Source organism: Methylobacterium sp. P1-11 (genome assembly GCF_008329595.1).
Lineage (GTDB): Bacteria > Pseudomonadota > Alphaproteobacteria > Rhizobiales > Beijerinckiaceae > Methylobacterium.
Genome location: NZ_NPKS01000013.1, coordinates 37,395 through 59,227, shown reverse-complemented (window position 1 = coordinate 59,227; position 21,833 = coordinate 37,395). Strand labels below are relative to the sequence as shown.

The window sequence follows — 21,833 nt, the reverse complement described above, 5'->3', positions numbered from 1 at the left end:
GCGGTTCAGGGCGCCGCAAATCCCGGGAGCGGCCCTAGCGACGGGCCGCTCACCGCCAGCACCTTGAACAGACTGCCCATGCCGCCCCGGCCCGGATCCGTGAGGCGGCTGACGGCCGCGTCGATTGCGGCGGATTGCGCCGGATTGGCCCGGGCCTTCAGACGTCCGGCACGGGCGAAGAGGCCGATTGCGGCCAGGAAATCGCCCTGATCGACCGGCCCGTGGCGCGCGGCGCCCTCGGCCTCCGCGGCCTTGGCGAGGGCGGCGAAATCGACATGATGCGTCAGATCTGCCTCACCGGGCGCGGCCAGCGGATCGGCGAAGCGGTGCCCCGACAGAGCCTGGAGCGTATCGCCGAAGCCGGGGCGAACATGGCCGTAATCGATGGCCAGAAGGGCACCTCCTTCGGCGCACAGCCGCCGGGCCAAGCTGCGCATCAGCGCGAGCCCGGCCGTCGGCACGCTCATCAGCGCGCCATCCCGGCCATCCGCCTCGAGGCCGGGGATCGGCTCCGGCGACAGGCCGAAGGCAAGAGCACCGTCCCGAGCGAGGCCGACCTGCCGCTCGTGCCAGCCGGTCGGACGGCGTTCGAACTGGCGCACCGGCAGGCAATCGAAGAATTCGTTGGCCAGGATGAGCGCGGGACCCGGAGGCAGCGATTCGATGCCCTCGTGCCACACCGCACCGGTCCCGGTGAGGGTGCGTTCCTGCGCTTCCCGCAGCACCGGGCTGGTCTCAACCAGATGCGGCGCCACGCGTACCTCCGGGAGCGCCGCCCGCAACGCCCGCAGCGCGTCCGCCATCAGCGTGCCACGGCCGGGTCCCAGCTCCACCAGGACGAGCGGATCCGGCCGTCCGATCAGCCCGTGGACGTAGGCGCTCCAGGCGCCGATCAGCTCCCCGAACATCTGGCTGATCTCGGGCGCGGTGGTGAAGTCACCCTGGGCGCCCAGAGGATCGCGGGTGCGGTAGTAGCCGTGAATCGGATGGCCGAGGCAGAGGGCCATGTAGCGGTCGACGCCGATCGGCCCGTTCTGGCGGATCAGCGCCGCGATCTCGGCTCCCAGCGGCGTCACGCCTCGACGGCCGCCTTGCCGTCTGCCGCGGCGGCCGGCGACCCGACCGGATGGCGGGGCCGTGTCCGGCCGCTTCCGGCCAGCACGATGTAGGTGAGGCCGACGATCATCATGGGCACGCAGAGCAGCATGCCCATGGTGACGCCGCCGCCCATCGGACCGAGATGGTCACCGAACAGGAAGCCGAGCTGGCGATCCGGCTCGCGGAAGAACTCGCAAAAGGTCCGGGCGAGGGCGTAGCCGAGGACGAAGATGCCGCCGAGGAGCCCGGGCTTGCGGAAGCCGAACCGGCGGACGCTCACGGCCATCACGATGAACAGCAGCAGGCCTTCGGTCGCCGCCTCGTAGAGCTGGCTCGGGTGGCGCGGCAAGGGGCCGCCGCTCGGGAATACGATGGCGTAGGGGAAGTCGGGCGCCACGCGGCCCCAGAGCTCGCCGTTCACGAAATTGGCGATCCGCCCGAAGAACAGGCCAATCGGCACGACCACGGCGCCGATATCGAGGAGCGTGTAGCCGTTGAGGCCCTTGCCGCGGGCGAAGAGCAGGAAGGCCAGGATCGCCCCGATGAAGCCGCCATGGAACGACATGCCGCCGTTGCGGATCGCCAGGATCTCCATCGGATCGGAGATGTACATGGGGAGATTGTAGAACAGCACGTAGCCGATCCGGCCGCCGAGCACGACGCCGAGCGCCACCCAGACGACGAGATCGTCGATATCCGCGACCTGCGGGCGCTTCACCACGCCCCAGAGGCTGTCGGCCATGACGAGGCGGCGCGCATAGTACCAGCCGCCGATCAGGCCGGCGATATAGGCGAGCGCGTACCATTTGATCGTGATCGGACCGATCGCGAGCGCCACCGGATCGATGGCCGGAAAGGGCAGGGCGAGGAACGGCATCTATCTCACCTCCGGGGCGGCCGGATTGGACACCGGAGGGGCGACGCGTCAAGTCCGGGGCAGGCCGTCGGAACGGAGGCCCTAGGCCCGCACGAACAAGAAGCCGTGTCCGTCCGGCCCGGCGCAATAGATCACCGTCCCGTCGGCCGAGGCCTGCGGAGCCAGTCCGGTCTCGCGGAGGCGTCGCGACAAGCCCTGCATATCGGCCGCGGAGAAGACGTAGCGGGTCGCGGACCGGTCACTCGGGCCGACTGAAAGCCGGCGCCTTGTGGCTGGCACGCGGTAATGCAGCAGTTCCACGTGAGGCGCGGGCTCCGGAGGCTCCAGGGCGATCACATCGACCTGCGGATCGTCGACACCGTCGAGGCGCGCCTGTTCCGGACCCTGATTCAGGCCGCGCGCCGCCAGCGTCAGGCCGAGAGGGCCGATCAGGAAGGCCAGGCCGGCGTCAAGATCGGCGACGGTGATCGCCGAGTGATCGATACCCAGAAACAGGCCCGGTGCATCGCGCCAACGGGCAGCCGGCGCACCGTCCGGAAAGAAGATCAGCTCCAGCGGATGCCCGTCGGGGTCGCGGAACTTGAAGGCGGTCACACCGCCCGTGGAGGCGGGCAGGCGCTGGGCACCGCCGCGGCTGATGGGGAACGGGGCAAGCCGCGACAGCTGTGCCATCGCGGCTTCCATGTCGCGGACCGGGATCGCGAGATGCTGGAAGAACGGGTCCGTCGCCGCGGGATCGCCCGGGTAGCGCGCGCCGGGCGGATCCACCGCCAGGAAGGTCACGGTCTGCCCGCCAAGGCGCATGCGCAGCTGCGTGGCGCGCCGGTCCGCCAGCCCCATCGCTTCCGCCTGCCCGGCGGGCACGGGTTCAGGCGGGGCGACCCGCGCGAAGCCGAGCCCGTCCCGGTAGAAGGCCTCGGTGACGGCGAGGTCCGCGACGGTGCGGCCGAACCCGATGAGGGCCCGCACGCCGCTCACAGGAGCGGTGCCCCCCGCACGTTCACGTAGATCGCGTAGAGCGCCTGCGAGGCGCACAGGAACAGGCGGCTGTTGTTGCGGCCGCCGAAGGTGAGGTTGGCGACCGTCGCGGGTACGAGGATCTTGCCGACCAGCTCGCCGCCGGGGTCGATGCAGTGGACCCCGTCGCCGGCGCTCGACCAGACATTGCCATGCTCGTCGCAGCGGATGCCGTCGGCGTTCCCGGGCGCGATCGTGCAGAACACCGCGCCGCCGGACAGGCTGCCGTCATCGGCCACGTCGAAGACGCGCACATGCTGGAGCGGCTCGGTGGCGAATTGCAGCCCGGTCTCGACGATGTAGAGCCTGCGCTCGTCGGGCGAGAAGCAGAGCCCGTTCGGTCCCTGGAAATCGTCGGCCACCACCCGGAGCGAGCCGTCGCGGGGGTCGAAGCGGTAGACGGCGGCGGGCAGCTCGGATTCCTGCTTGCCGCCTTCGTAATCGGTCTGGATTCCGTAGGGCGGATCCGAGAACCAGATCGTCCCGTCCGACTTGCAGACGATGTCGTTGGGCGAGTTCAGCCTCCGCCCCTGGTAGCGCTCGACCAGGCCGGTGATGCGGCCGTCGAGTTCGGTGCGGTGGATGCGCCGGCCGCGATGCGAGCAGGACAGCATCCGTCCCTGCCGGTCCCGGGCGTGGCCGTTCTCGAAGTCGCCCGCCTCCCGGTAGACGCTGAGGCCGGCCGAGTCCGACCAGCGCATCACTCGGTTGTTGGGCAGGTCGGAGAACAGCAGCTCGTCGCGGTCGCCGAACCAGACCGGACCTTCCGTCCAGCGGAAACCCTCGGCGAGCTTCTGCAGCGGCGCGTTGGGCAGGACGTAGCCCTTGAAGCGCGGCTGCGTGAGTTCGAAACCGTCCATCGGCCGACGCCTACTTGAAGCGCCCGGGCCGGTTCACCGTCGGCTCGACCTGCAAACCGGTCACGATCATCGTGCAGGGCTCGTCGCCGACCGTGCCGGAGAGATGGCCCTTCTTACCGTCGCGTACCTTCGTGTTCTGGTCCTCGCCCATCATCAGCTCGCCCGGACCCATCTCGACCCGATGGCCGTCCATGGTCTCGACGAACCAGCGGCCCGAGAGGATGGCGATCCATTGCGGCCGCGGGTTCTCGTGCCACTCGCCGACCCAGCCCACCGGCAGGACCGTGAAGGTCACGACCGACGGCGCCGGATCCATCTTGTCGTTCCATTGAGGCGCGGTCTCAGGGTTGATCCCCTCGAACTTGAAGCGCTCGAGGTGGAACAGCTCCTGGCGGCTCACCCCTTCCGCGTCGGTGTAGACGTGCCAGTAGGGCATCTTCGGAGGGGTCGGCTCGCTCATCGTCGCTCCTGCCGCGGCGGGACACTCGTCCTCCCACAACGGCCGGGCTTGGCGATGGTTCGCGCGCGGATGCTCGGCGATAAGGACGGCCGACACGCTGTTCCGAGACCTGAACCGCGGGCGCCCCGCGCCGTCACATCTGCTCGGGGATCCGATCCGTCTGTGCAAGATTCGAGAACCGGGTGATGTTGGCGTCGAACTGCAGCTCCACCGTCCCGGTCGGTCCGTGACGCTGCTTGCCGATGATCACCTCGGCCTTGCCGTGGACGCGCTGCATCTCGGCTTCCCAGGCGAAGAACTCCTCCGTGCCTTCGCGGGGCTTCTTGTTGCCGACGTAATATTCCTCGCGGAACACGAACATCACCACGTCGGCGTCCTGCTCGATCGAGCCCGATTCGCGCAGGTCCGAGAGCTGCGGTCGCTTGTCGTCGCGGCTCTCGACCTGACGGGAGAGCTGGGACAGGCCGATGATCGGCACAGCCAACTCCTTGGCCAAAGCCTTCATCCCGGTTGTGATCTCGGTCATCTCCTGCACGCGGTTGTCGCTGCGCTTGCCGGAGCCCGAGAGGAGCTGGAGATAGTCGACGATCAGCAGGTCGAGGCCCTTCTGACGTTTCAGGCGTCGGGCGCGGGCGGCGAGCTGCGCGATCGAGATGCCGCCGGTCTGGTCGATGTAGAACGGGATCGTCTGCATGTCCCGGGCGGCGTCGGTGATCTTGTAGAAGTCCTCCGGGCGAATGTCGCCGCGGCGGATCTTGTAGGAGGGAACGCCCGATTGCTCGGCGATGATACGGGTCGCGAGCTGCTCGGCCGACATTTCGAGGGAGAAGAAGCCCACGATGCCGCCATTGACCGTCTTGGTGACGCCGTCGGGCTGCTTCTCGCCGCGATAGGCCTTGGCGATGTTGAAGGCGATGTTGGTCACCAGCGAGGTCTTGCCCATGGCCGGGCGCCCCGCGAGGATGATCAGATCGGAGGGTTGCAGGCCGCCCAGCTTGTTATCGAGGTCGGACAGGCCGGTGGCGATGCCCGAGAGCTTGCCGTCGCGCTGGTAGGCCTTGGCGGCCATGTCGACCGCGGCAGTGAGCGCGTCCGAGAATTTCTGGAAGCCGCCGTCGTAGCGCCCGGCCTCGGCCAGTTCGTAGAGCCGCCGCTCGGTGTGCTCGATCTGGTCCCGGGGCGATTCCTCCACGGGTGCTTCGTAGGCGCCGTTCACCAGATCCTCGCCGATGGTGATCAGCCGGCGGCGGATGGCGAGGTCGTAGATCGTGCGGCCGTACTCGCCGGCGTTGATCACCGTGGTGGCGTCGGCGGCCAGCCGCGCAAGGTACTGCATCACTGTCTGGCCGCCGAAATCGGCGTCGCCCAGATAGGTCTTCATGGTGATGGGCGTGGCGAGCTTGCCGGCCTTGATCAGCGACGCGGCCACCGTGAAGATCTGCTGGTGGGCATCCTCCATGAAGTGCTCGGGCAGCAGGAAGTCAGACACCCGGTAATAGGCGTCGTTGTTCACCAGGATCGCGCCCAGCAGCGCCTGCTCGGCGTCGATGTTGTGCGGGGCGACGCGGTACTCGGCCTGCACGGTCTCGAGCTTGGCCGTGAGCGCATTGGGCAGGGCCATCGGCGGACGACTCCGTATCAGGCGCCGCGGCGGGCGCGCCAGGATCACACCGCACGACCTTGGCCCCGGTATGGTTACCGAAGCCTAGCCGACGGCCGGTTCTCCCGGGCCGGGGCGCGGAAAAGCGGACGCCCGCCGACTCTCGCGAGGGGCTGACGTCCATGCTGGAACAAAACTGGAACGTGTCAAGTCTCGGGGCCGCTCGTCCCCAGTGTTCACCGGTATACAGGGTTGGGGACTGTGCCGAGCGGACTTGCGCCACAGCGTGCCATGCGCGGGATCCCGGGTCGCGTTCCGCCGGCGCTACGCGCTCGGACCGCGGGAGCGAAGCTCTGCCTGATCCGGGGCCTGGCCAGTTCATAGTTCGCAGGTCCGACCGGCGGCGAAGCCGGTCGGACCATCGGCGAAATGTCAGCCGCGGTCGTCGGCACCCTCGCCGGCATCGGCGAGCGCCATGCCGACCTCGAGGCCGAGGTCGTCGAGGTTGAACGCCTCGCGCTCGGTGACAGACTCGCCGCGGGCCTGACGCTCGGCCTCCTCGGGGCTGCGGGCGACGTTGACGGTGATCTCGACCTCAACCTCGGGGTGCAGCACCACCGGGACCGTGTGCAGGCCCAGCGTCTTGATCGGCTGGTTCAGGGTGAACTGGCCGCGGTCGACCGTGAAGCCCTCCTTCGCGACGACCTCGGCGAGGTCGCGGGTCGAGACGGAGCCGTAGAGCACGCCGGTCTCGCCCGACTGGCGGATCAGGATGAAGCTCTGGCCGTTCAGCTTCTCGGCCACCGCCTCGGCGTCCTTCTTGCGGTCGAGGTTGCGGGCCTCGAGCTGGGCGCGCTGGGACTCGAAATGCTTCTTGTTGGCTTCCGTCGCGCGCAGGGCCTTGCCGCGGGCGAGCAGGAAGTTGCGGGCGAAGCCCGGACGGACGTTCACGGTCTCGCCCATCTGGCCGAGCTTGGCCACGCGCTCGAGCAGGATCACTTCCATGGTCTTTCTCCTTCAGGTGGTCGGCCACTTGAGGCCGGGGTCTCACGGCGCCGGATTGTCCTTGGGACGTCGGCGGTCGAGGGCTGTGTCGGCAAGGCCGAACAGGGTGAGGGCGACCAGGGCGATGCCCTGGGTCACGAACAGGATCAGGTACATGCCGAACAGCATCAGCCCGCGCCCCGGCCGGCCGCGCGAACGGTCGTGGAAGGCAGCGAGCCCCTGAAGCGCGAACGCCGCGCTGAACGCGCCGAGGAGCGCGACGCCGAACACGCCGACATAGCCCGGGGCGAAGCACATCGCGACGGCCGCAGCGACCGCCACGAGCGCCGTGCGCGGCATGGCGGTGGAGGGGATATCGGGCCAGGGCCGTGGCAGGCGGCCGGAGATCTTCACGATCCGGGCGGACGCCCAGAGGTAGAAGGCCAGCAGCAGGGCGAGGCCGTTCGCCGCGAAGGCCGGGACCACCCGGGCGAGGGCATCCGCGACCTCGGCCCGCGTGACATCGGTGGGATCGGTGCCGGCCTGCGGCGCCGGATCGGGTGCGGCCGCGCCATCCTGGCCGGCATCGGCCGCCGGCGCGTCGGCCGGTCGGGCGTCGGCGGCCGGGCGGGCGGCGGGCAGTCGCGTCTGGACGAGGGTCTGGGAAAGGCCGCGCAGCTGCGCGTCGAAGGCGGCGTGGTTCGGCGAGGACAGGACCGCGATGGCGATGAAGGCGAGGGCGGCCGTGGCGGCGATCCATCCGAGCAGGCGGCCGGTCGGGTACCATTCGAGGCCGGCGGGCGTCTCGCGTCCGAGGAGCGTGAGATAGGCGAGCCACCAGGCGGGCAGCGCGATATAGGCCGCGAAGGCCAGCCCCATGAAGGGGGCGATCGCCAGCATCAGCGCGAGACTGCCGGCGGCAGCGGCTGCGAGCGCGGCCTTGTGGCTCCAGCCGAGGCCGACGATCAGGATCGGCAGAGGCGCCACGAGGTAGAGCAGGATCGCCAGCGGCGTCGCCTTCAGCAGCACCCCGAACAGGAGTGCCGAGACGAGGCCCGCGCCGATACCGATGCCGATATGCTGTGCCATGAAATCCGCTGTCCCGCTGCCTCTGCGGCAGGGTTAGAGGCGACCATGCGCCCCAACGATCGGGCGGCGCGAGCCGCCCTCTGCGAGGACCGGCCCGGGCAGATGCCGGGCCGGCGGGTTTCGAGAGCCTACTTGATCACGTAGGGCAGCAGGCCGAGGAAGCGGGCGCGCTTGATCGCCTGGGCGAGCTCGCGCTGCTTCTTGGCCGAGACCGCGGTGATCCGCGACGGCACGATCTTGCCGCGCTCGGACACGTAGCGGGACAGGAGCTTGACGTCCTTGTAGTCGATCTTCGGCGCGTTGGCGCCGGAGAACGGGCAGGTCTTGCGACGACGGAAGAAGGGACGGCGTCCGCCGCCCGCACCAGCACCGAAAGCCATGATCAGCCCTCCCCGCCGAAGCTGCGCTCGCCGCGATCACCGCGATCGCCGCGGTCACCCCGGTCGCCGCCGAAGCCGCCACCACCGAAGCCCTCGTCATCGCGACGACGGCCGCGCTCGCGATCCTTGCGGTCGTCGCGGTCGCGCTTCTGCATCATGGCGGACGGCTCGGAATCGAGCTCCTCGACCCGGATGGTCATGAAGCGCAGCACGTCCTCGGAGATCTGCATCTGGCGCTCCATCTCGGCGATGGCCGCCGGCGGGGCGTCGATGTTGAGGAGCGCGAAATGCGCCTTGCGGTTCTTCTTGATCCGGTAGGCGAGGGACTTCACGCCCCACATCTCGATCTTCTCGAGACGGCCACCGTTCTGCTCGATCACACCCTTATAGGTGTCGATCATCGTCTCGACCTGCTGGGACGTCACGTCCTGGCGGGCCAAGAGCACATGCTCGTAGAGAGGCATCGTCGGGCCTTTCATCGTCAAAAGGAGCCCGGCCGCCGGATGGCGGTTGATTCGGGCCGGTTCATCTCGCGATACGGTCGGCGCCAAGCCCTTCGAGCCGATTTTCAGGCCCGAGCGGTTGATCGAAGGCGGAGACACCGGACGACGGGATCTGGGAGAGCCCTGTGCCGCAAGCGGCACCGTCCGTTCAGCCCCCGGCCGGAGCGAACGCGAGGGGCGGCGCATAGTCGGTTTTTTCAGAGCTGGCAAGGTCGCCGCGCCCGTCGTCGAACCGCACGGCCGTCCAGTGTCGGTGTTCGATGCCCGATGACGCACCGTCGTTCCAGGGCAGCGGAGGCAAGCCCGGCATCCAGAACCTCCGTCAGCGCAAGATCTTGCGCATCGGCATGTCTGGATCCCGCCTTCCGCTGCGCAGCCGCAGGATGACAGGGCAGGGCGGCGGCGATGGATGCCCGGATCACCATATCCGCCCGCTTCGGAGCCGAACCCTGCGCGATGCGGAGGCGGGCGCGCCCGGTCGCGCCGCGCCGCCGGGGGCTGTCCCGCACCGCCGAAGCTTGCCGCTCGGGCAGTTCGATGACACAAGCGCGGCGCGGCCGGGGACCCCCGGCCGCACCGGTTTTGGTAATCCTCCAGATCTGTAATGGCAGAGGCCCCAGCTTCCGGCCCGTCCGAGGTCGGTCCCGTGCTGATCACCGGCGCGAGCGGCTTCCTCGGCTCCGCCCTGGTCGACGTGTTCCGCCGGGCCGGCTTCCCGGTGCGCATCCTCGTGCGCGCGTCGAGCCCCCGCCGGAACCTGACCTGGACCGATGTCGAGATCGCCGAGGGCGACATGCGCGATCCGGCCGCCGTGGCGGCTGCGATGCGCGGCCAGCGCTACCTGATCCATGCCGCGGCCGATTACCGACTCTGGGCACCGGACATGGAGGAGATCGTCCGCACCAACCGCGACGGCACGCGCCTCATGATGCGCGCAGCGCTGGAGGCCGGTGTCGAGCGGGTCGTCTACACGTCGAGCGTCGCGACGATCAAACCGCCGGCCGACGGCGTCACGCCCTCCGACGAGACCATGCCGCTGACGCCCGAGACCGCGATCGGTGCCTACAAGCGCAGCAAGGTCGTGGCCGAGCGTGTGGTCGAGGAGATGGTCGCCCGCGACGGGCTGCAGGCGGTGATCGTCAACCCGTCGACGCCGATCGGCCCGCGCGACGTCAAGCCGACGCCCACCGGGCGGATCATCCAGGAGGCCGCTCTCGGCAAGATGCCGGCCTTCGTCGATACCGGCCTCAACCTCGCCCACGTGGACGACGTGGCTTACGGTCACCTGCTGGCGCTCCGCAACGGGCGGATCGGCGAGCGCTACATCCTGGGCGGCGAGGACGTGTTCCTGTCGCAGATGCTCGCCGACATCGCCGGCATGGTCGGGCGCAAGCCACCGACCGTGAGCCTGCCGCGAGCGGCCGTGTATCCGGTGGCGTTCTTCGCGCAGCTCGCCGCGCGGGTCACCGGCAAGCAGCCCTTCGCGACGATCGACGGCATCCGCATGTCGCGCTACCGGATGTTCTTCTCGGACCGGAAGGCGCGCGCCGAGCTCGGCTACACGGCGCGGCCCTATCGCGAGGGGCTGTCCGACGCGATCACGTGGTTCCGAGAAGCGGGCTACCTCGCATGAGCACCCCCGAATCCGCCACCGCGACGCGCTCCGGCAAGGGGCACCAGGACGAGAACTTCCCCGTCGCCTCGCACCTGATCCACCCGCGCCATCGGGGCGCGATCCTGGCATTCTACAACTTCGTCCGCGCCGGCGACGACGTGGCCGACCACGCCGCGCTGTCGCCCGAGCGCAAGATCGCGCTCCTCGATCAGCTGGCGGATGCGCTCACCGGCGCCGGCCCGTCCGATCCCGAGGCGGAGCCGCTGAAGCGCGAGCTCGCCGCCCGGGGCCTGCCGCCGCGGCACGCCCTGGAACTCCTCGACGCGTTCCGCATGGACGCGCACAAGAGCCGCTACGCGGATTGGGACGAGCTGATCCACTACTGCCGCTACTCGGCCATGCCGGTAGGGCGCTTCGTTCTCGACGTGCACGGCGAGGATCCGGCGCGGGTTTACCGGGCCTCCGACGCGATCTGCGCGGCGCTCCAGGTGATCAATCACCTTCAGGATTGCGGCAAGGACTACGCTGCCCTCGACCGGGTCTATCTCCCGCAGGATTGCCTCGACCGCCACGGCGCCACCGTGGCGATGCTGGGTGAGGCCAAGGCGCCGCCCCAGCTCCGGGCCGTCATCCGTGAGCTGGCGCAGAGATGCCTGGACCTGCTCGACGAGGGCGCGGTCCTGCCAGACCTGATCGATGACCTGCGCCTGTCGCTGGAGATCGCCGCGATCCACCGGCTCGCCGTGGTGCTGAGCCGTGGCCTGCTGGAGCGCGACCCGCTCTCGGAGAAGGTCCATCACGACAAGGTCGCCTTCGCGCTGACCGCGCTGGGCGGCGTCGCCGCTACCCTGGCGCGCCGGCCCTTCCGCGGCCGGACCGTCCGGGCCGCGGCTCAAGGAATTCGCTCGTGACTGCCACCGCCTCGCCAGCCCAGGATCAAGAGAGCGCCGCTCCGGCCCTGCCCGCCGCCGGCTCTTCCTTCTATACGGCGATGCGCCTGCTGCCGAAGGAGCGTCGGGAGGCGATGTACGCCGTCTACGCCTTCTGCCGCGCCGTCGACGACGTCGCCGACGACGGCGGGACCCGGGCCGTCCGGCAGGTCGAGCTCGACCGCTGGCGGGCCGACATCGACGCGCTCTACGCCGGCCGCCCGGCCCCGCGCGTGCGCGACCTCGTGGAGCCCGTGCGCCGCTTCGGCCTGAAGCGCGAGGATTTCCAGGCGGTCATCGACGGCATGGCGATGGACGCCGTCGCGGACATCGTCGCCCCCGACGCGGAGACCCTCGACCTCTATTGCGACCGGGTCGCGAGCGCGGTCGGCCGGCTGTCGGTGCGGATCTTCGGCATGCCGGAGGCGGACGGCATCCGGCTGGCGTGGCACCAGGGCCGCGCACTCCAGCTCACCAACATCCTGCGCGACATCGACGAGGATGCCGAGCGCGGCCGCCTCTACCTGCCGCGCGAGAAGCTCCAGGCGATCGGCCTCACCGACCCGACGCCGGTCCAGGCGATCAGCCATCCCCGCATCGGCGAGGTCTGCATCTCCCTCGCCCGCGAGGCCGAGGACCATTATCAGGCGACCTGGGAGATCATCCGGCGCAGTCCCCGCAAGGCGACCAAGGCCGCCCGGCTGATGGCGGCGGCCTATCACCTCTACCTCAAGGCGGTCCTCGAACGCGGCTGGGCGATGCCCCGCGCCCGGGTGAAGCCCGGCAAGCTCGCGCTGCTGAGCGTCGTCCTCCGCCATGGCCTGATCTGATGGGAACCGTCCACGTCGTCGGCGCCGGCCTGGCCGGCCTCTCCGCGGCGGTCGCGCTCGCGGAATCCGGAGCCCGGGTTGTTCTGCACGAGGCCGCCAAGCAGGCAGGTGGCCGCTGCCGCTCGTACTATGATCCGGCCCTCGGCCTGACCATCGACAACGGCAACCACCTGCTGCTGTCCGGCAATGCCGATTCCCTGAGCTTCCTCAGGACCATCGGCGCGCCGGCCGACGCCCTGGTCGGTCCGGACGTGGCGGAGTTCGACTTCGCCGACCTGAAGTCCGGCGAGCGCTGGCGCCTGCGTCCCAATGCCGGGCGGCTGCCCTGGTGGGTGATGAGCCCGGCGCGCCGCGTCCCCGGCACCCGGGCGCGGGACTATCTGGCGCCCCTCGGCATCCTGCGGGCGGCTTCCGGCAAGGCGGAAGGCGCGGGCGGGACCATCGGCGCCCACATGGCCTGCGAGGGCACGCTCTACCGGCGCCTCTGGCATCCGGTGCTGCTGGCCGCCCTCAACACCGAGCCCCGCGACAGCGATGTCGGGCTGGCGGCGCGGATCCTGCGCGAGACCCTGGGCGCGGGCGGGAAGGCGTGCCGGCCCCTCGTCGCCGTCGAGGGCCTGTCCTACGCCTTCGTCGATCCGGCGATCCGCTATCTGACGGCCCGTGGCTGCGAAATCCGCCTCGGCCGACGCCTGCGCGCGCTTGAGTCGGTGGACGGCCGGGTCGGGCAGCTCGTCTTCTCGGACGGCGCCGAGAGCCTCGGCCCGGAGGACGGCGTCGTGCTGGCGCTGCCGCCCTGGGTAGCCCGGGAAGTGTTGCCCGGTCTCCTCGCCCCGACGGAATTCCGCTCCATCGTGAACGCGCATTTCGCGATGGTGCCGAAGCCCGGCAGCCCCCTCGTCCTCGGCGTGGTCAACAGCCTGACAGAGTGGCTTTTCGCCTATCCGGACCGGTATTCGGTGACGATCAGCGGCGCCGATCGGCTTCTCGACGTACCCCGCGAAGACCTCGCCCGGCAGATCTGGGCCGAGATCACACAGTTGTGCAACCTTGCACCGGACCTGCCCAGCTGGCAGATCGTAAAGGAGAAGCGTGCGACCTTTGCGGCGACGCCGGCGGAAGCCGCGCGGCGCGCGAAGGCTGAAACCGCCTACGAAAATCTCGTCCTGGCAGGCGACTGGACCGCGACCGGCCTGCCGTCGACGATCGAGGGAGCGATCCGCTCGGGTCAGACGGCCGCACGTTCCTTGCGTGCGGGATCTGCCGTGCGTGCCGGAACCCGGGCGCGCGGCGCAGCTTGAGGCATGGCGTCCGCCGCGAGGCGGTCGTTCGAGGCGAGGACTATGAGAGAGGCCGTAAGCAAAGTCGAGGCGCTGCAGCGCTCGAAGACGCAGGGGATCTCGCTCGAGGATGTCGAGCGCGGCGTGGCGCAGGCGACGCGCGCGCTGACCGCCCTGGCACATGACGACGGGCATATCTGCTTCGAGCTCGAGGCGGATGCGACGATCCCGTCCGAGTACATCCTGTTCCATCATTTCCGCGGCACGCAGGTCCCCGGCGACCTCGAGGCCAAGATCGGCAACTACCTCCGGCGCACCCAGGGCCGGCATGGCGGCTGGGCCCTCGTCCACGAGGGGCCGTTCGACATGAGCTGCACGGTCAAGGCGTATTTCGCCCTCAAGATGATCGGCGACGATATCGAGGCGCCGCACATGCGCCGCGCGCGCGAGGGCATCCTGTCCCGCGGCGGCGCGGCCAACGCCAACGTGTTCACCCGCTTCATGCTGGCCCTCTACGGCGAGGTGCCCTGGCGTGCCGTGCCGGTGATGCCCGTCGAGGTGATGTTCCTGCCGAAGTGGTTCCCGTTCCACCTCGACAAGATCAGCTACTGGGCCCGCACCACCGTGGTGCCGCTGTTCGTGCTCCAGGCGACCAAGCCCCGGGCCCGCAACCCGCGCGGCATCAGCGTGCAGGAGCTGTTCGTGACGCCGCCCGAGAGCGTGCGCTCCTGGCCCGGCTCCCCGCATGCCACGTGGCCGTGGACGCCGATCTTCGGCTTCATCGACCGGGTGCTGCAGCGGGTCGAGAACCACATGCCGCGCAAGCGCCGGCAGCGCGCCATGGAGAAGGCCCGCGCCTGGGTCAGCGAGCGCCTGAACGGCGAGGACGGACTGGGGGCGATCTTCCCCGCCATGGTCAATTCGGTGCTGATGTACGAGGTGATGGGCTACCGGCCCGATCATCCGCAGGTCCGCGTCGCCTGCGACGCCATCGAGAAGCTCGTCGTCGAGAAGGCCGACGAGGCCTATGTCCAGCCTTGCGTCTCGCCGGTCTGGGACACGGCGCTCGCGAGCCACGCGCTGCTCGAGGCCGGCGGCCCCGAGGCCGAGGCCCAGGCCCGCGCCGGGCTCGACTGGCTGAAGCCCCGGCAGGTGCTCGACATCGTGGGTGACTGGGCGGCCCGCAAGCCGAAGGTCCGGCCGGGCGGCTGGGCGTTCCAGTACGCCAACGCCCATTACCCCGACCTCGACGACACCGCCGTGGTGGTGATGGCGATGGACCGGGCCATGCACCAGCACGGGTTGGTCGCCGGCATGCCGGACTACAAGGCCTCGATCGCCCGCGCCCGGGAATGGGTCGAGGGGCTGCAGTCGGAGGATGGCGGCTGGGCGGCATTCGACGCCGACAACAACCACATGTATCTCAACCACATCCCGTTCTCGGATCACGGCGCGCTGCTCGATCCGCCGACCGCGGACGTGACCGCCCGTGTGGTCGGCATGCTGGCCCAGCTCGGCGAGACGCGGGAGACCTCCCGGGCGCTGGACCGCGGCGTCAACTACCTCCTGAACGACCAGGAGGAGGACGGCTCCTGGTACGGCCGCTGGGGCATGAACTTCATCTACGGCACGTGGTCGGTGCTCTGCGCCCTCAACGCCGCGAGTGTCGATTCCGCCGATCCCCGCATCCAGCGGGCCGTGAACTGGCTGATCCGCATCCAGAACCCGGATGGCGGCTGGGGCGAGGATGCCTCCTCGTACAAGATCGACCCGGCCTTCGAGGCGGGCTCGTCCACGGCCTCGCAGACCGCCTGGGCGCTGCTCGCGCTGATGGCGGCCGGCGCGGTCGACGATCCAGCCGTGACCCGGGGCATCAACTTCCTAACCCGCACGCAGGGCGCGGACGGCTTCTGGAAAGAGGAGCGCTACACCGCCACCGGCTTCCCGCGGGTGTTCTACCTGCGCTACCACGGCTACCCGAAGTTCTTCCCGCTCTGGGCCATGGCCCGCTACCGCAACCTGAAGCGTGGCAACAGCCGGCGCGTCCAGTTCGGCATGTGACGTCTTGTGACGTTCTGGGGCCGGTCCGCAGGACCGGCTCCGCCCCGCCGGATCGCAGCGCGCTCGACCGTCCCGAACGCCGCTTCGCGAGCCCCGGTACCCGACACGTGGCTATCTCAGACAGCGATCCTGCGGGACCGGACAAGCCGCTCCCGGCGCCGGATCCGCCCGCGACTCCGCCCCGGCGATCGCGCCTGCTTGCGGACCTCGCCGGACTGGTCCACCAGCGCGCCATGATCGATCCCGCTGCACCCGTCCTGGCCGTCACCGGCCTCGCCCGCGAGCGCCGCATGGCGGCCGGGGAGGGAGTCGAGGCGGTGGGAGCCGGCGGCAATCCTCACCGGCTCCGTCAGGTCCTCGAGGCCCGCGTGCCGCCCGCCTGCCGGGCGGTGATCAGCTTCGGAATCGCGGGCGGCCTCGATCCGTCGCTCAAGCCCGGCGACGTCGTGGTCGGCACCGGCGTGGTGAGCGAGGAGGGCCGTCGCGCCGCCGATCTCGACCTGTCGGCCACGCTCCTCAACATCCTGTCCGGGATCGGCCCGCGGGTGATCCCCGCGGATCTCGCGGGCGTCGACACTGCGGTCCTTGCCGTCGATGGCAAGACGGATCTGCGGAATGCGACGGGCGCGGCGGCCGTCGACATGGAATCGCACGTGGCCGCGTCCTTCGCGGGTCGGCACGGCCTGCCCTTCGCGGCGCTCCGGGTGATCTGCGACCCGGCCGATCAGGCCCTGCCGGCCTTCGCGGCTTCGGCGCTCACGCCGGACGGCGAGCCCGACATCGCCGCCGTTTTCTTCGCCTTCGCGCGGGGCCGGGCGCGGCTGGGGGACCTGATGCGCCTCGCCCGGGATTCGAATGCCGCCTTCGCGGCGCTCGGACGGTGTCGCACCCGGCTTGGGCCGGGCTTGGGGATCCCGGTTCCGGAGCGCTGAGACGCCGCCGCGTTCGCACAGGCGGTCCGTGCCCGCGCACAAAAACGCCGGCCTGTTCGGCCGGCGCCAGTCGGAGGTCACCACGAGACGGCGCGGGGAGGGGCCCCCGCGCCGGGAGGAGCCAGCCTCAGCCGGCCTTGTTGAGCGAGACCGCCACGAACCGGGTCTGGCCCTTACCGCTCTTCACCCGCATCAGCACGGCCTTGCGTCCGCTCGACTCGGCCGCCCGGATCTGCGTCGCGACATCCGCCGGACGGGACACGCTCTGGCCGCCGACGTCGAGGATCACGTCGCCCGCCTCGATGCCCTTGGCGGCCGCCGGTCCGTCCGGATCGACCTGTACCACCGCGACGCCCTGATCCGACAGGCCGACATCGCCGGCCGGTGCGAGCTGCAGGCCGAGCCGCGGCTGACCGTTGCTGGACTCGTCGTCACGGCTCGCCACCTTGGTGCCGTCGGTCGGCATCGCGCCCAGCGTCACCGTCGCGGTGTCGGACTTGCCGCCGCGCAGGTAGCTCAGCTCGACCTTGGCGCCGGGCTTCAGACCGGCGATCTTGCGCGACAGCTCGCGGGCGCTGTCCACCGTGTCGCCGTTGACCTTCTCGATCACGTCGCCCGCCTTCAGGCCGGCCTTGGCCGCCGGAGTGCCGTTCTCGGCGTGGTCGACGAGGGCGCCCTTGGCCTTGTCGAGGCCGAGACCCTCGGCGATGTCCTGGGTCACGGGCTGGATCTGGACGCCCAGATAGCCGCGGGCGACCTTGCCGTCGGTGCGGAGCTGGTCGACCACCGCCTGCACGGTCTCGGCGGGGATGGCGAAGGCGAGGCCGACGCTGCCGCCCGAGGGAGATGCGATGGCGGTGTTCACGCCGACCACCTCGCCGTTGACGTTGAAGGTTGGGCCGCCTGAATTGCCCTTGTTGATCGGGGCATCGATCTGCAGGAAGTCGTCGTAGGGGCCGGCGCCGATGTCGCGGCCGCGGGCAGAGACGATGCCGGCGGTGACGGTGCCGCCGAGGCCGAACGGGTTACCGATCGCCACCACCCAGTCGCCGACTTGCGGCGCGGCCTTGCCGAACTGCACGTAGGGGAAGTTCGAGCCCTCGGTGATCTTCAGCAGGGCGACGTCGGTCTTGGAATCCTTGCCGATGACCTTCGCGTCGAGGGTGCGGCCGTCGTCGAGCGTCACCTGCACGGTCTTCGCATGGTCAACGACGTGGTTGTTGGTGACCACATAGCCGTCGGCCGAGATGATGAAGCCGGAGCCGACCGCGCCGCGCGGGCCCTGGTGCTGGGGCTGCATGCCGCCGGGACCATTCTGGCCGAAGCGCTTGAAGAACTCGCGCAGCTGCGGCGGTACGTTCTGGAGGTTGCGACCCTGGCTCGGACCATCCTCGTCGTCGCTGCTCGCCGAGTCGTCGAGCTTCACCTTCACCGAGACGACGCCCGGCTTGACCTTGTTGACGATGCCGGCGAACGAGCCCGGCGGATGCTCGGGGGCCTCGATCGGCGACTTGGGGAGAGCCTGGGCATAGGCCGGGGTGGCAGTCGGCAGGTATCCGCTGCCGATGGCGCCGCCGGCGATCAGCGCGGCGGCGGCCACAGAGGCGAGGGCACGGCGCGAGGTGCGGGCTGAGGGACGGGTCTCGGTCATGGGGGTCTGAAACCTCTCGGGACTGATCGGGACGACGCCGGCTCACGCGGCGGTCGATGGGATCTGTCTAGGGAATGGCCCCTGACCCAGGAGTGGCGGTCACATTACGGTTCGGACAGGTGGCCGGACGGTCGCGGAGCGCCATCGCGGTTCTGACGACCGCCGTCCGTCGACCGGCCGCGACCGCCCTCTGCGACGTGGGAAAGGCCCAGGCTTGTGCCGTCCGGCACCGCGCTTCCCGAGCGTCTGCCTACAATCCCGCTCAGTTCGGCAGGCCGGCGCAAACTCCGGTGCTGCGAGATGCCAGTGTACGGTAGAGGGGGTACAATGAAGACGCTGTTGGCAGCCGCCATCTTCTTCGGGTCGACTGTCGGCGCCATGGCGGTCGAGTCCTACACGGATTACCGTGACTACTTTGACGCGAAGTCCACCGTCACAAATGCAGCGCGCAGCGTTTCCGAGACGACGTACGGCGTCGATACGCGCCGCTACGATGACGGGCGTGCGGGCCGTGCGGCGACCAACCTGAAGCCCGGGCATTGGAACCAAGCGGGAGGGTATGTCCCGCCGGACTATTCTACGCATCCCCACGGCGCGTCACAGGACGGCTTCTGGAGCCCGATCGACACGTCGTCCGCAAGCTGGGGGACCCCGAAGGCCTTCACCGGGACCCTCGGTACCCGCCGGTGATTACGGCTTCCTGGGCAGGGGACATCGACGCCGGCGCAATTACCGCCAGCGGCTGCTGTCCGATCCGGACGCCTGTGTGATCGCCCGACGCAGGGTGCGCCCCGACGGTGTCGCACACCCACCCGCATCCCGAGGAGCCTTGCCGAGGAGCCTTGCTCCGGCACCTCAGGATCGGGGCGCAGCTTCAGAGGTGCCGTGAACCGGCGCTCAGTCCCCGCTGAGCCGGGCCAGGGCCTCCTCGATCTTCACCAGCCGCGCCGCCTCGCTCTCGCGACGCTCCCGGTTCTCCTCGATGATCTCCTCGGGCGCACGGGCCACGAAGTCGGCGTTGCCGAGCTTGGCGTCGATCTTCTTGATCTCGCCCTGCGCCTTGCCCTGCTCCTTCTTCAGGCGCGCGACCTCGGCGGCGAGGTCGACCACGCCCTCCAGCGGCAGCGCGGCGACGCTGCCGCGCACCAGGAGCTGGACCGAGTTCTTCGGCGGCGTGTCCGCGAAGGTAATCTCCGACAGCCGGGCGAGGCGCAGGAGCGTGTCATGCCACGCCTCGACCCGCGCGCGGACCTCAGGTGCGGCGCCGACCATCACCAGCGGGATCTGCGCGGCGGCGGGGACATTGGTCTCAGACCGCGCCGAGCGGATCTGGCTGACGAGATCGACCACGAACCCGACCTCGGCCTCCGCGGCCGCGTCGGCCAGGCCGCCGAGTTCCGGCCAGGAGGCCAGGGTCAGCAGGCCGCGCTCCGGCCGGTCGGCGCCCTTGATCGCCCACAGCTCCTCCGTGAGGAAGGGCATGAACGGATGCAGCAGCTTGGCGACCTGATCGATCAGGAACGCCACGCTCGCCTGCGTCTCCGCCTTGATCACGGGATCGACGCTCTCGCCCTGGAGCACGGGCTTGGCGAGTTCGAGATACCAGTCGCAGAAGATGTTCCAGACGAAGCGGTAGGCGGCCGCAGCCGCGTCGTTGAAGCGGAAGGCCTCGAGGGCGCTCGTGACCTCGTCGACCGCGCGGGCCGCCTCGGTGAGCGCCCAGCGGTTGATCGCCCCGGTGGCCGAACGCGGGTCGAAGGCCGGATCGAGGCTGCAGCCGTTCAGCTCGGCGAAGCGGGCGGCGTTCCAGAGCTTGGTCGCGAAGTTGCGGTAGCCCTGGACGCGATCGGTGGACAGCTTGATGTCGCGGCCCTGGACGGCGAGCGCGCAGAGGGTGAAGCGCAGGGCGTCGGCGCCGACCTGATCGATCAGCTCGAGCGGGTCGACGACGTTGCCCTTCGACTTCGACATCTTCGCGCCCGACGCGTCCCGCACCAGGGTGTGCAGGTAGACCGTGTCGAAGGGCGCCCGGTCGGTGAGGTGCAGGCCCATCATCATCATCCGGGCGACCCAGAAGAACAGGATGTCCTTGCCGGTCACCAGGGTGTTGGTCGGATAGTAGCGGGCGAGCTCCGGGGTCGCGTCCGGCCAGCCCAGCGTCGAGAACGGCCAGAGCGCCGAGGAGAACCACGTGTCGAGGACGTCCTCGTCGCGGGTGAGCGCGACCGGTCGGCCGTGCTGCGCCGCGGCCGCGGCCAGGGCCTCGGCCTCGCTCTCGGCGACGAAGATGCCGCCCGCCTCGTCGTACCAGACCGGGATCTGGTGGCCCCACCAGAGCTGGCGCGAGATGCACCACGGCTCGATGTTGGTGAGCCACTGGAAGAAGATCTTCTCGTAGTTCTCGGGGACGAACTTGGTCTGCCCGTCGCGCACCGCCTGGAGAGCGCGCTCCGCGAGCGGCTTGACGTTCACGTACCACTGATCGGTCAGGTAGGGCTCGATGACCACGCCTGAGCGGTCGCCGTGCGGGACCGCGTGCGTGTTCGGCTCGATCGCGCGCAGGCGCCCGCGCGCCTCCATCAGCGCGACGACCTCCTTCCGGGCCTGCGCCCGGTCGAGCCCGTGGAGCGCCAGGGCCTCCGCCTCGGGCGCGACGCCGTCGAGGAAGTCGGCATTGCCGTCGAGCAGCATCCGGCCCTCGGGGTCGAGGACGTTGATCAGGCCGAGTCCGTGGCGGCGGCCGACGTCGAAGTCGTTGAAGTCGTGGGCCGGGGTGATCTTGACCGCGCCCGTGCCCTTCTCGGGATCCGAGTAGGTATCGGCCACGATCGGGATCAGGCGGCCGACCAGCGGCAGGCGCACGCGCTTGCCGACGAGTGCCGTGTAGCGCTCGTCCTCGGGATGGACCGCGACGCCGGTATCGCCCAGCATCGTCTCGGGGCGCGTGGTCGCGACCGTGATGACGGTGCCGGTCTCGGTGCCCGCCTCGTCCACCACCGGGTAGTCGAAGTGCCAGAGATGGCCCTTCGTCTCGATCTGCTGGACCTCCAGGTCCGAGATCGCGGTCTGGAACTTCGGATCCCAGTTCACCAGCCGCTTGTCGCGGTAGATCAGGCCCTGCCGGTGCAGGTCGACGAAGGTCTTCAGGACGGCCCGGCTCAGGCCCTCGTCCATGGTGAAGCGCTCGCGGGACCAGTCGCAGGAGGCACCCAGACGCTTCAGCTGATTGACGATCGCACCGCCGGATTCCGCCTTCCAGGCCCAGACCTTCTCGACGAAGGCCGCGCGGCCGATCTCGCGGCGGCCGGGCTCCTGGCGCTCCATCATCCGCCGCTCGACCACCATCTGGGTGGCGATGCCGGCATGGTCTGTGCCGGGCTGCCAGAGCACGTCCTTGCCGCGCATGCGCTCGAAGCGGCAGAGGATGTCCTGCAGCGTGTTGTTGAGGGCATGCCCCATGTGGAGCGAGCCCGTCACGTTCGGCGGCGGGATCACGATGCAGTAGGGCGGAGCCCCGGCGCGTTCGGGGCGGCCGGCACGGAAGGCGTCCGCCTCGACCCAGGCGGCGGAGATCCGCGCCTCGACGGTGGCGGGCTCGAAGGTCTTGTCCATCATCGCGGGTACGGGCCGGCGCTTGTCCAAACGGGATTGGCCCCGCTTTCGACCG

General features: G+C 69.9%; 19 protein-coding genes. 7 read left to right on the top strand and 12 right to left on the bottom strand.

Translation table 11 applies throughout. From position 1 onward, the window contains the following. Positions 1 to 5: 5 nt before the first annotated feature. The 10 genes from CIW48_RS14740 to rpsF form a co-directional block, all read right to left on the bottom strand. Positions 6 to 1,076: an SAM-dependent methyltransferase gene (locus CIW48_RS14740; RefSeq protein ID WP_149311449.1), complete on the bottom strand. Its 1,071-nt coding sequence runs from the start codon at positions 1,074 to 1,076 to the stop codon at positions 6 to 8. Continuing rightward, positions 1,073 to 1,975, bottom strand: coding sequence for a prolipoprotein diacylglyceryl transferase (gene lgt / locus CIW48_RS14735; protein ID WP_149311448.1), 903 nt, complete (start codon positions 1,973 to 1,975; stop codon positions 1,073 to 1,075). The genes CIW48_RS14740 and lgt overlap by 4 nt, the downstream gene beginning before the upstream one ends. Positions 1,976 to 2,056: 81 nt before the next feature. After that, positions 2,057 to 2,944, bottom strand: a complete 888-nt coding sequence (locus CIW48_RS14730; protein WP_246695250.1) for a VOC family protein — start codon at positions 2,942 to 2,944, stop codon at positions 2,057 to 2,059. Between the two features lie 5 nt (positions 2,945 to 2,949). Further along, on the bottom strand, positions 2,950 to 3,852 hold the full coding sequence (locus CIW48_RS14725; protein ID WP_149311446.1) for an SMP-30/gluconolactonase/LRE family protein: 903 nt from the start codon (positions 3,850 to 3,852) through the stop codon (positions 2,950 to 2,952). Positions 3,853 to 3,862: 10 nt separating this feature from the next. Then, positions 3,863 to 4,312 carry a cupin domain-containing protein gene (locus CIW48_RS14720; RefSeq protein WP_149311445.1) on the bottom strand — a complete coding sequence of 150 codons (450 nt, stop codon included), beginning with the start codon at positions 4,310 to 4,312 and terminating at the stop codon, positions 3,863 to 3,865. Between the two features lie 133 nt (positions 4,313 to 4,445). Further along, positions 4,446 to 5,933, bottom strand: a complete 1,488-nt coding sequence (locus tag CIW48_RS14715) for a replicative DNA helicase (RefSeq protein ID WP_091787973.1) — start codon at positions 5,931 to 5,933, stop codon at positions 4,446 to 4,448. 411 nt (positions 5,934 to 6,344) lie between these two features. Beyond that, a complete protein-coding gene (gene rplI, locus CIW48_RS14710; protein WP_091787970.1) occupies positions 6,345 to 6,917 on the bottom strand; it encodes a 50S ribosomal protein L9 in 573 nt (190 codons plus the stop codon). A 42-nt stretch (positions 6,918 to 6,959) separates the two neighbouring features. Then, positions 6,960 to 7,985: a DUF2232 domain-containing protein gene (locus tag CIW48_RS14705; protein WP_149311444.1), complete on the bottom strand. Its 1,026-nt coding sequence runs from the start codon at positions 7,983 to 7,985 to the stop codon at positions 6,960 to 6,962. A gap of 128 nt (positions 7,986 to 8,113) precedes the next feature. Beyond that, on the bottom strand, positions 8,114 to 8,365 hold the full coding sequence (gene rpsR / locus CIW48_RS14700) for a 30S ribosomal protein S18 (RefSeq protein WP_007561044.1): 252 nt from the start codon (positions 8,363 to 8,365) through the stop codon (positions 8,114 to 8,116). Positions 8,366 to 8,367: 2 nt separating this feature from the next. Further along, the gene (gene rpsF / locus CIW48_RS14695) at positions 8,368 to 8,829 is read right to left on the bottom strand and encodes a 30S ribosomal protein S6 (RefSeq protein ID WP_020090632.1); all 462 of its coding nucleotides are present in this window, start codon (positions 8,827 to 8,829) and stop codon (positions 8,368 to 8,370) included. A gap of 643 nt (positions 8,830 to 9,472) precedes the next feature. On the opposite strand from rpsF, the gene hpnA reads away from it, so the two are divergent. From hpnA to CIW48_RS14665, 6 genes are all read left to right on the top strand, one after another. Beyond that, positions 9,473 to 10,501 carry a hopanoid-associated sugar epimerase gene (hpnA, locus tag CIW48_RS14690; RefSeq protein ID WP_149311443.1) on the top strand — a complete coding sequence of 343 codons (1,029 nt, stop codon included), beginning with the start codon at positions 9,473 to 9,475 and terminating at the stop codon, positions 10,499 to 10,501. Next, on the top strand, positions 10,498 to 11,394 hold the full coding sequence (gene hpnC / locus CIW48_RS14685) for a squalene synthase HpnC (protein ID WP_149311442.1): 897 nt from the start codon (positions 10,498 to 10,500) through the stop codon (positions 11,392 to 11,394). Before hpnA ends, hpnC begins: the two co-directional genes overlap by 4 nt. Continuing rightward, positions 11,391 to 12,242, top strand: a complete 852-nt coding sequence (gene hpnD / locus CIW48_RS14680) for a presqualene diphosphate synthase HpnD (RefSeq protein ID WP_149311441.1) — start codon at positions 11,391 to 11,393, stop codon at positions 12,240 to 12,242. Before hpnC ends, hpnD begins: the two co-directional genes overlap by 4 nt. Continuing rightward, positions 12,242 to 13,543 carry a hydroxysqualene dehydroxylase HpnE gene (hpnE, locus tag CIW48_RS14675; protein WP_149311440.1) on the top strand — a complete coding sequence of 434 codons (1,302 nt, stop codon included), beginning with the start codon at positions 12,242 to 12,244 and terminating at the stop codon, positions 13,541 to 13,543. Before hpnD ends, hpnE begins: the two co-directional genes overlap by 1 nt. 42 nt (positions 13,544 to 13,585) lie before the next feature. After that, complete coding sequence (shc, locus tag CIW48_RS14670; protein WP_149311439.1) at positions 13,586 to 15,583, top strand: squalene--hopene cyclase; 1,998 nt, start codon at positions 13,586 to 13,588, stop codon at positions 15,581 to 15,583. 233 nt (positions 15,584 to 15,816) lie between these two features. After that, the gene (locus tag CIW48_RS14665; RefSeq protein ID WP_149311438.1) at positions 15,817 to 16,515 is read left to right on the top strand and encodes a phosphorylase; all 699 of its coding nucleotides are present in this window, start codon (positions 15,817 to 15,819) and stop codon (positions 16,513 to 16,515) included. A gap of 127 nt (positions 16,516 to 16,642) precedes the next feature. Here the strand turns inward: CIW48_RS14665 and CIW48_RS14660 are convergent, their stop codons facing one another. Next, on the bottom strand, positions 16,643 to 18,166 hold the full coding sequence (locus CIW48_RS14660) for a Do family serine endopeptidase (protein WP_149311437.1): 1,524 nt from the start codon (positions 18,164 to 18,166) through the stop codon (positions 16,643 to 16,645). A gap of 327 nt (positions 18,167 to 18,493) precedes the next feature. On the opposite strand from CIW48_RS14660, the gene CIW48_RS14655 reads away from it, so the two are divergent. Continuing rightward, on the top strand, positions 18,494 to 18,856 hold the full coding sequence (locus tag CIW48_RS14655) for a hypothetical protein (RefSeq protein ID WP_149311436.1): 363 nt from the start codon (positions 18,494 to 18,496) through the stop codon (positions 18,854 to 18,856). 207 nt (positions 18,857 to 19,063) lie between these two features. On the opposite strand, the gene CIW48_RS14650 is transcribed toward CIW48_RS14655, so the two are convergent. Then, a complete protein-coding gene (locus tag CIW48_RS14650; protein ID WP_149311435.1) occupies positions 19,064 to 21,781 on the bottom strand; it encodes a valine--tRNA ligase in 2,718 nt (905 codons plus the stop codon). Between the last annotated feature and the right edge of the window lie 52 nt (positions 21,782 to 21,833).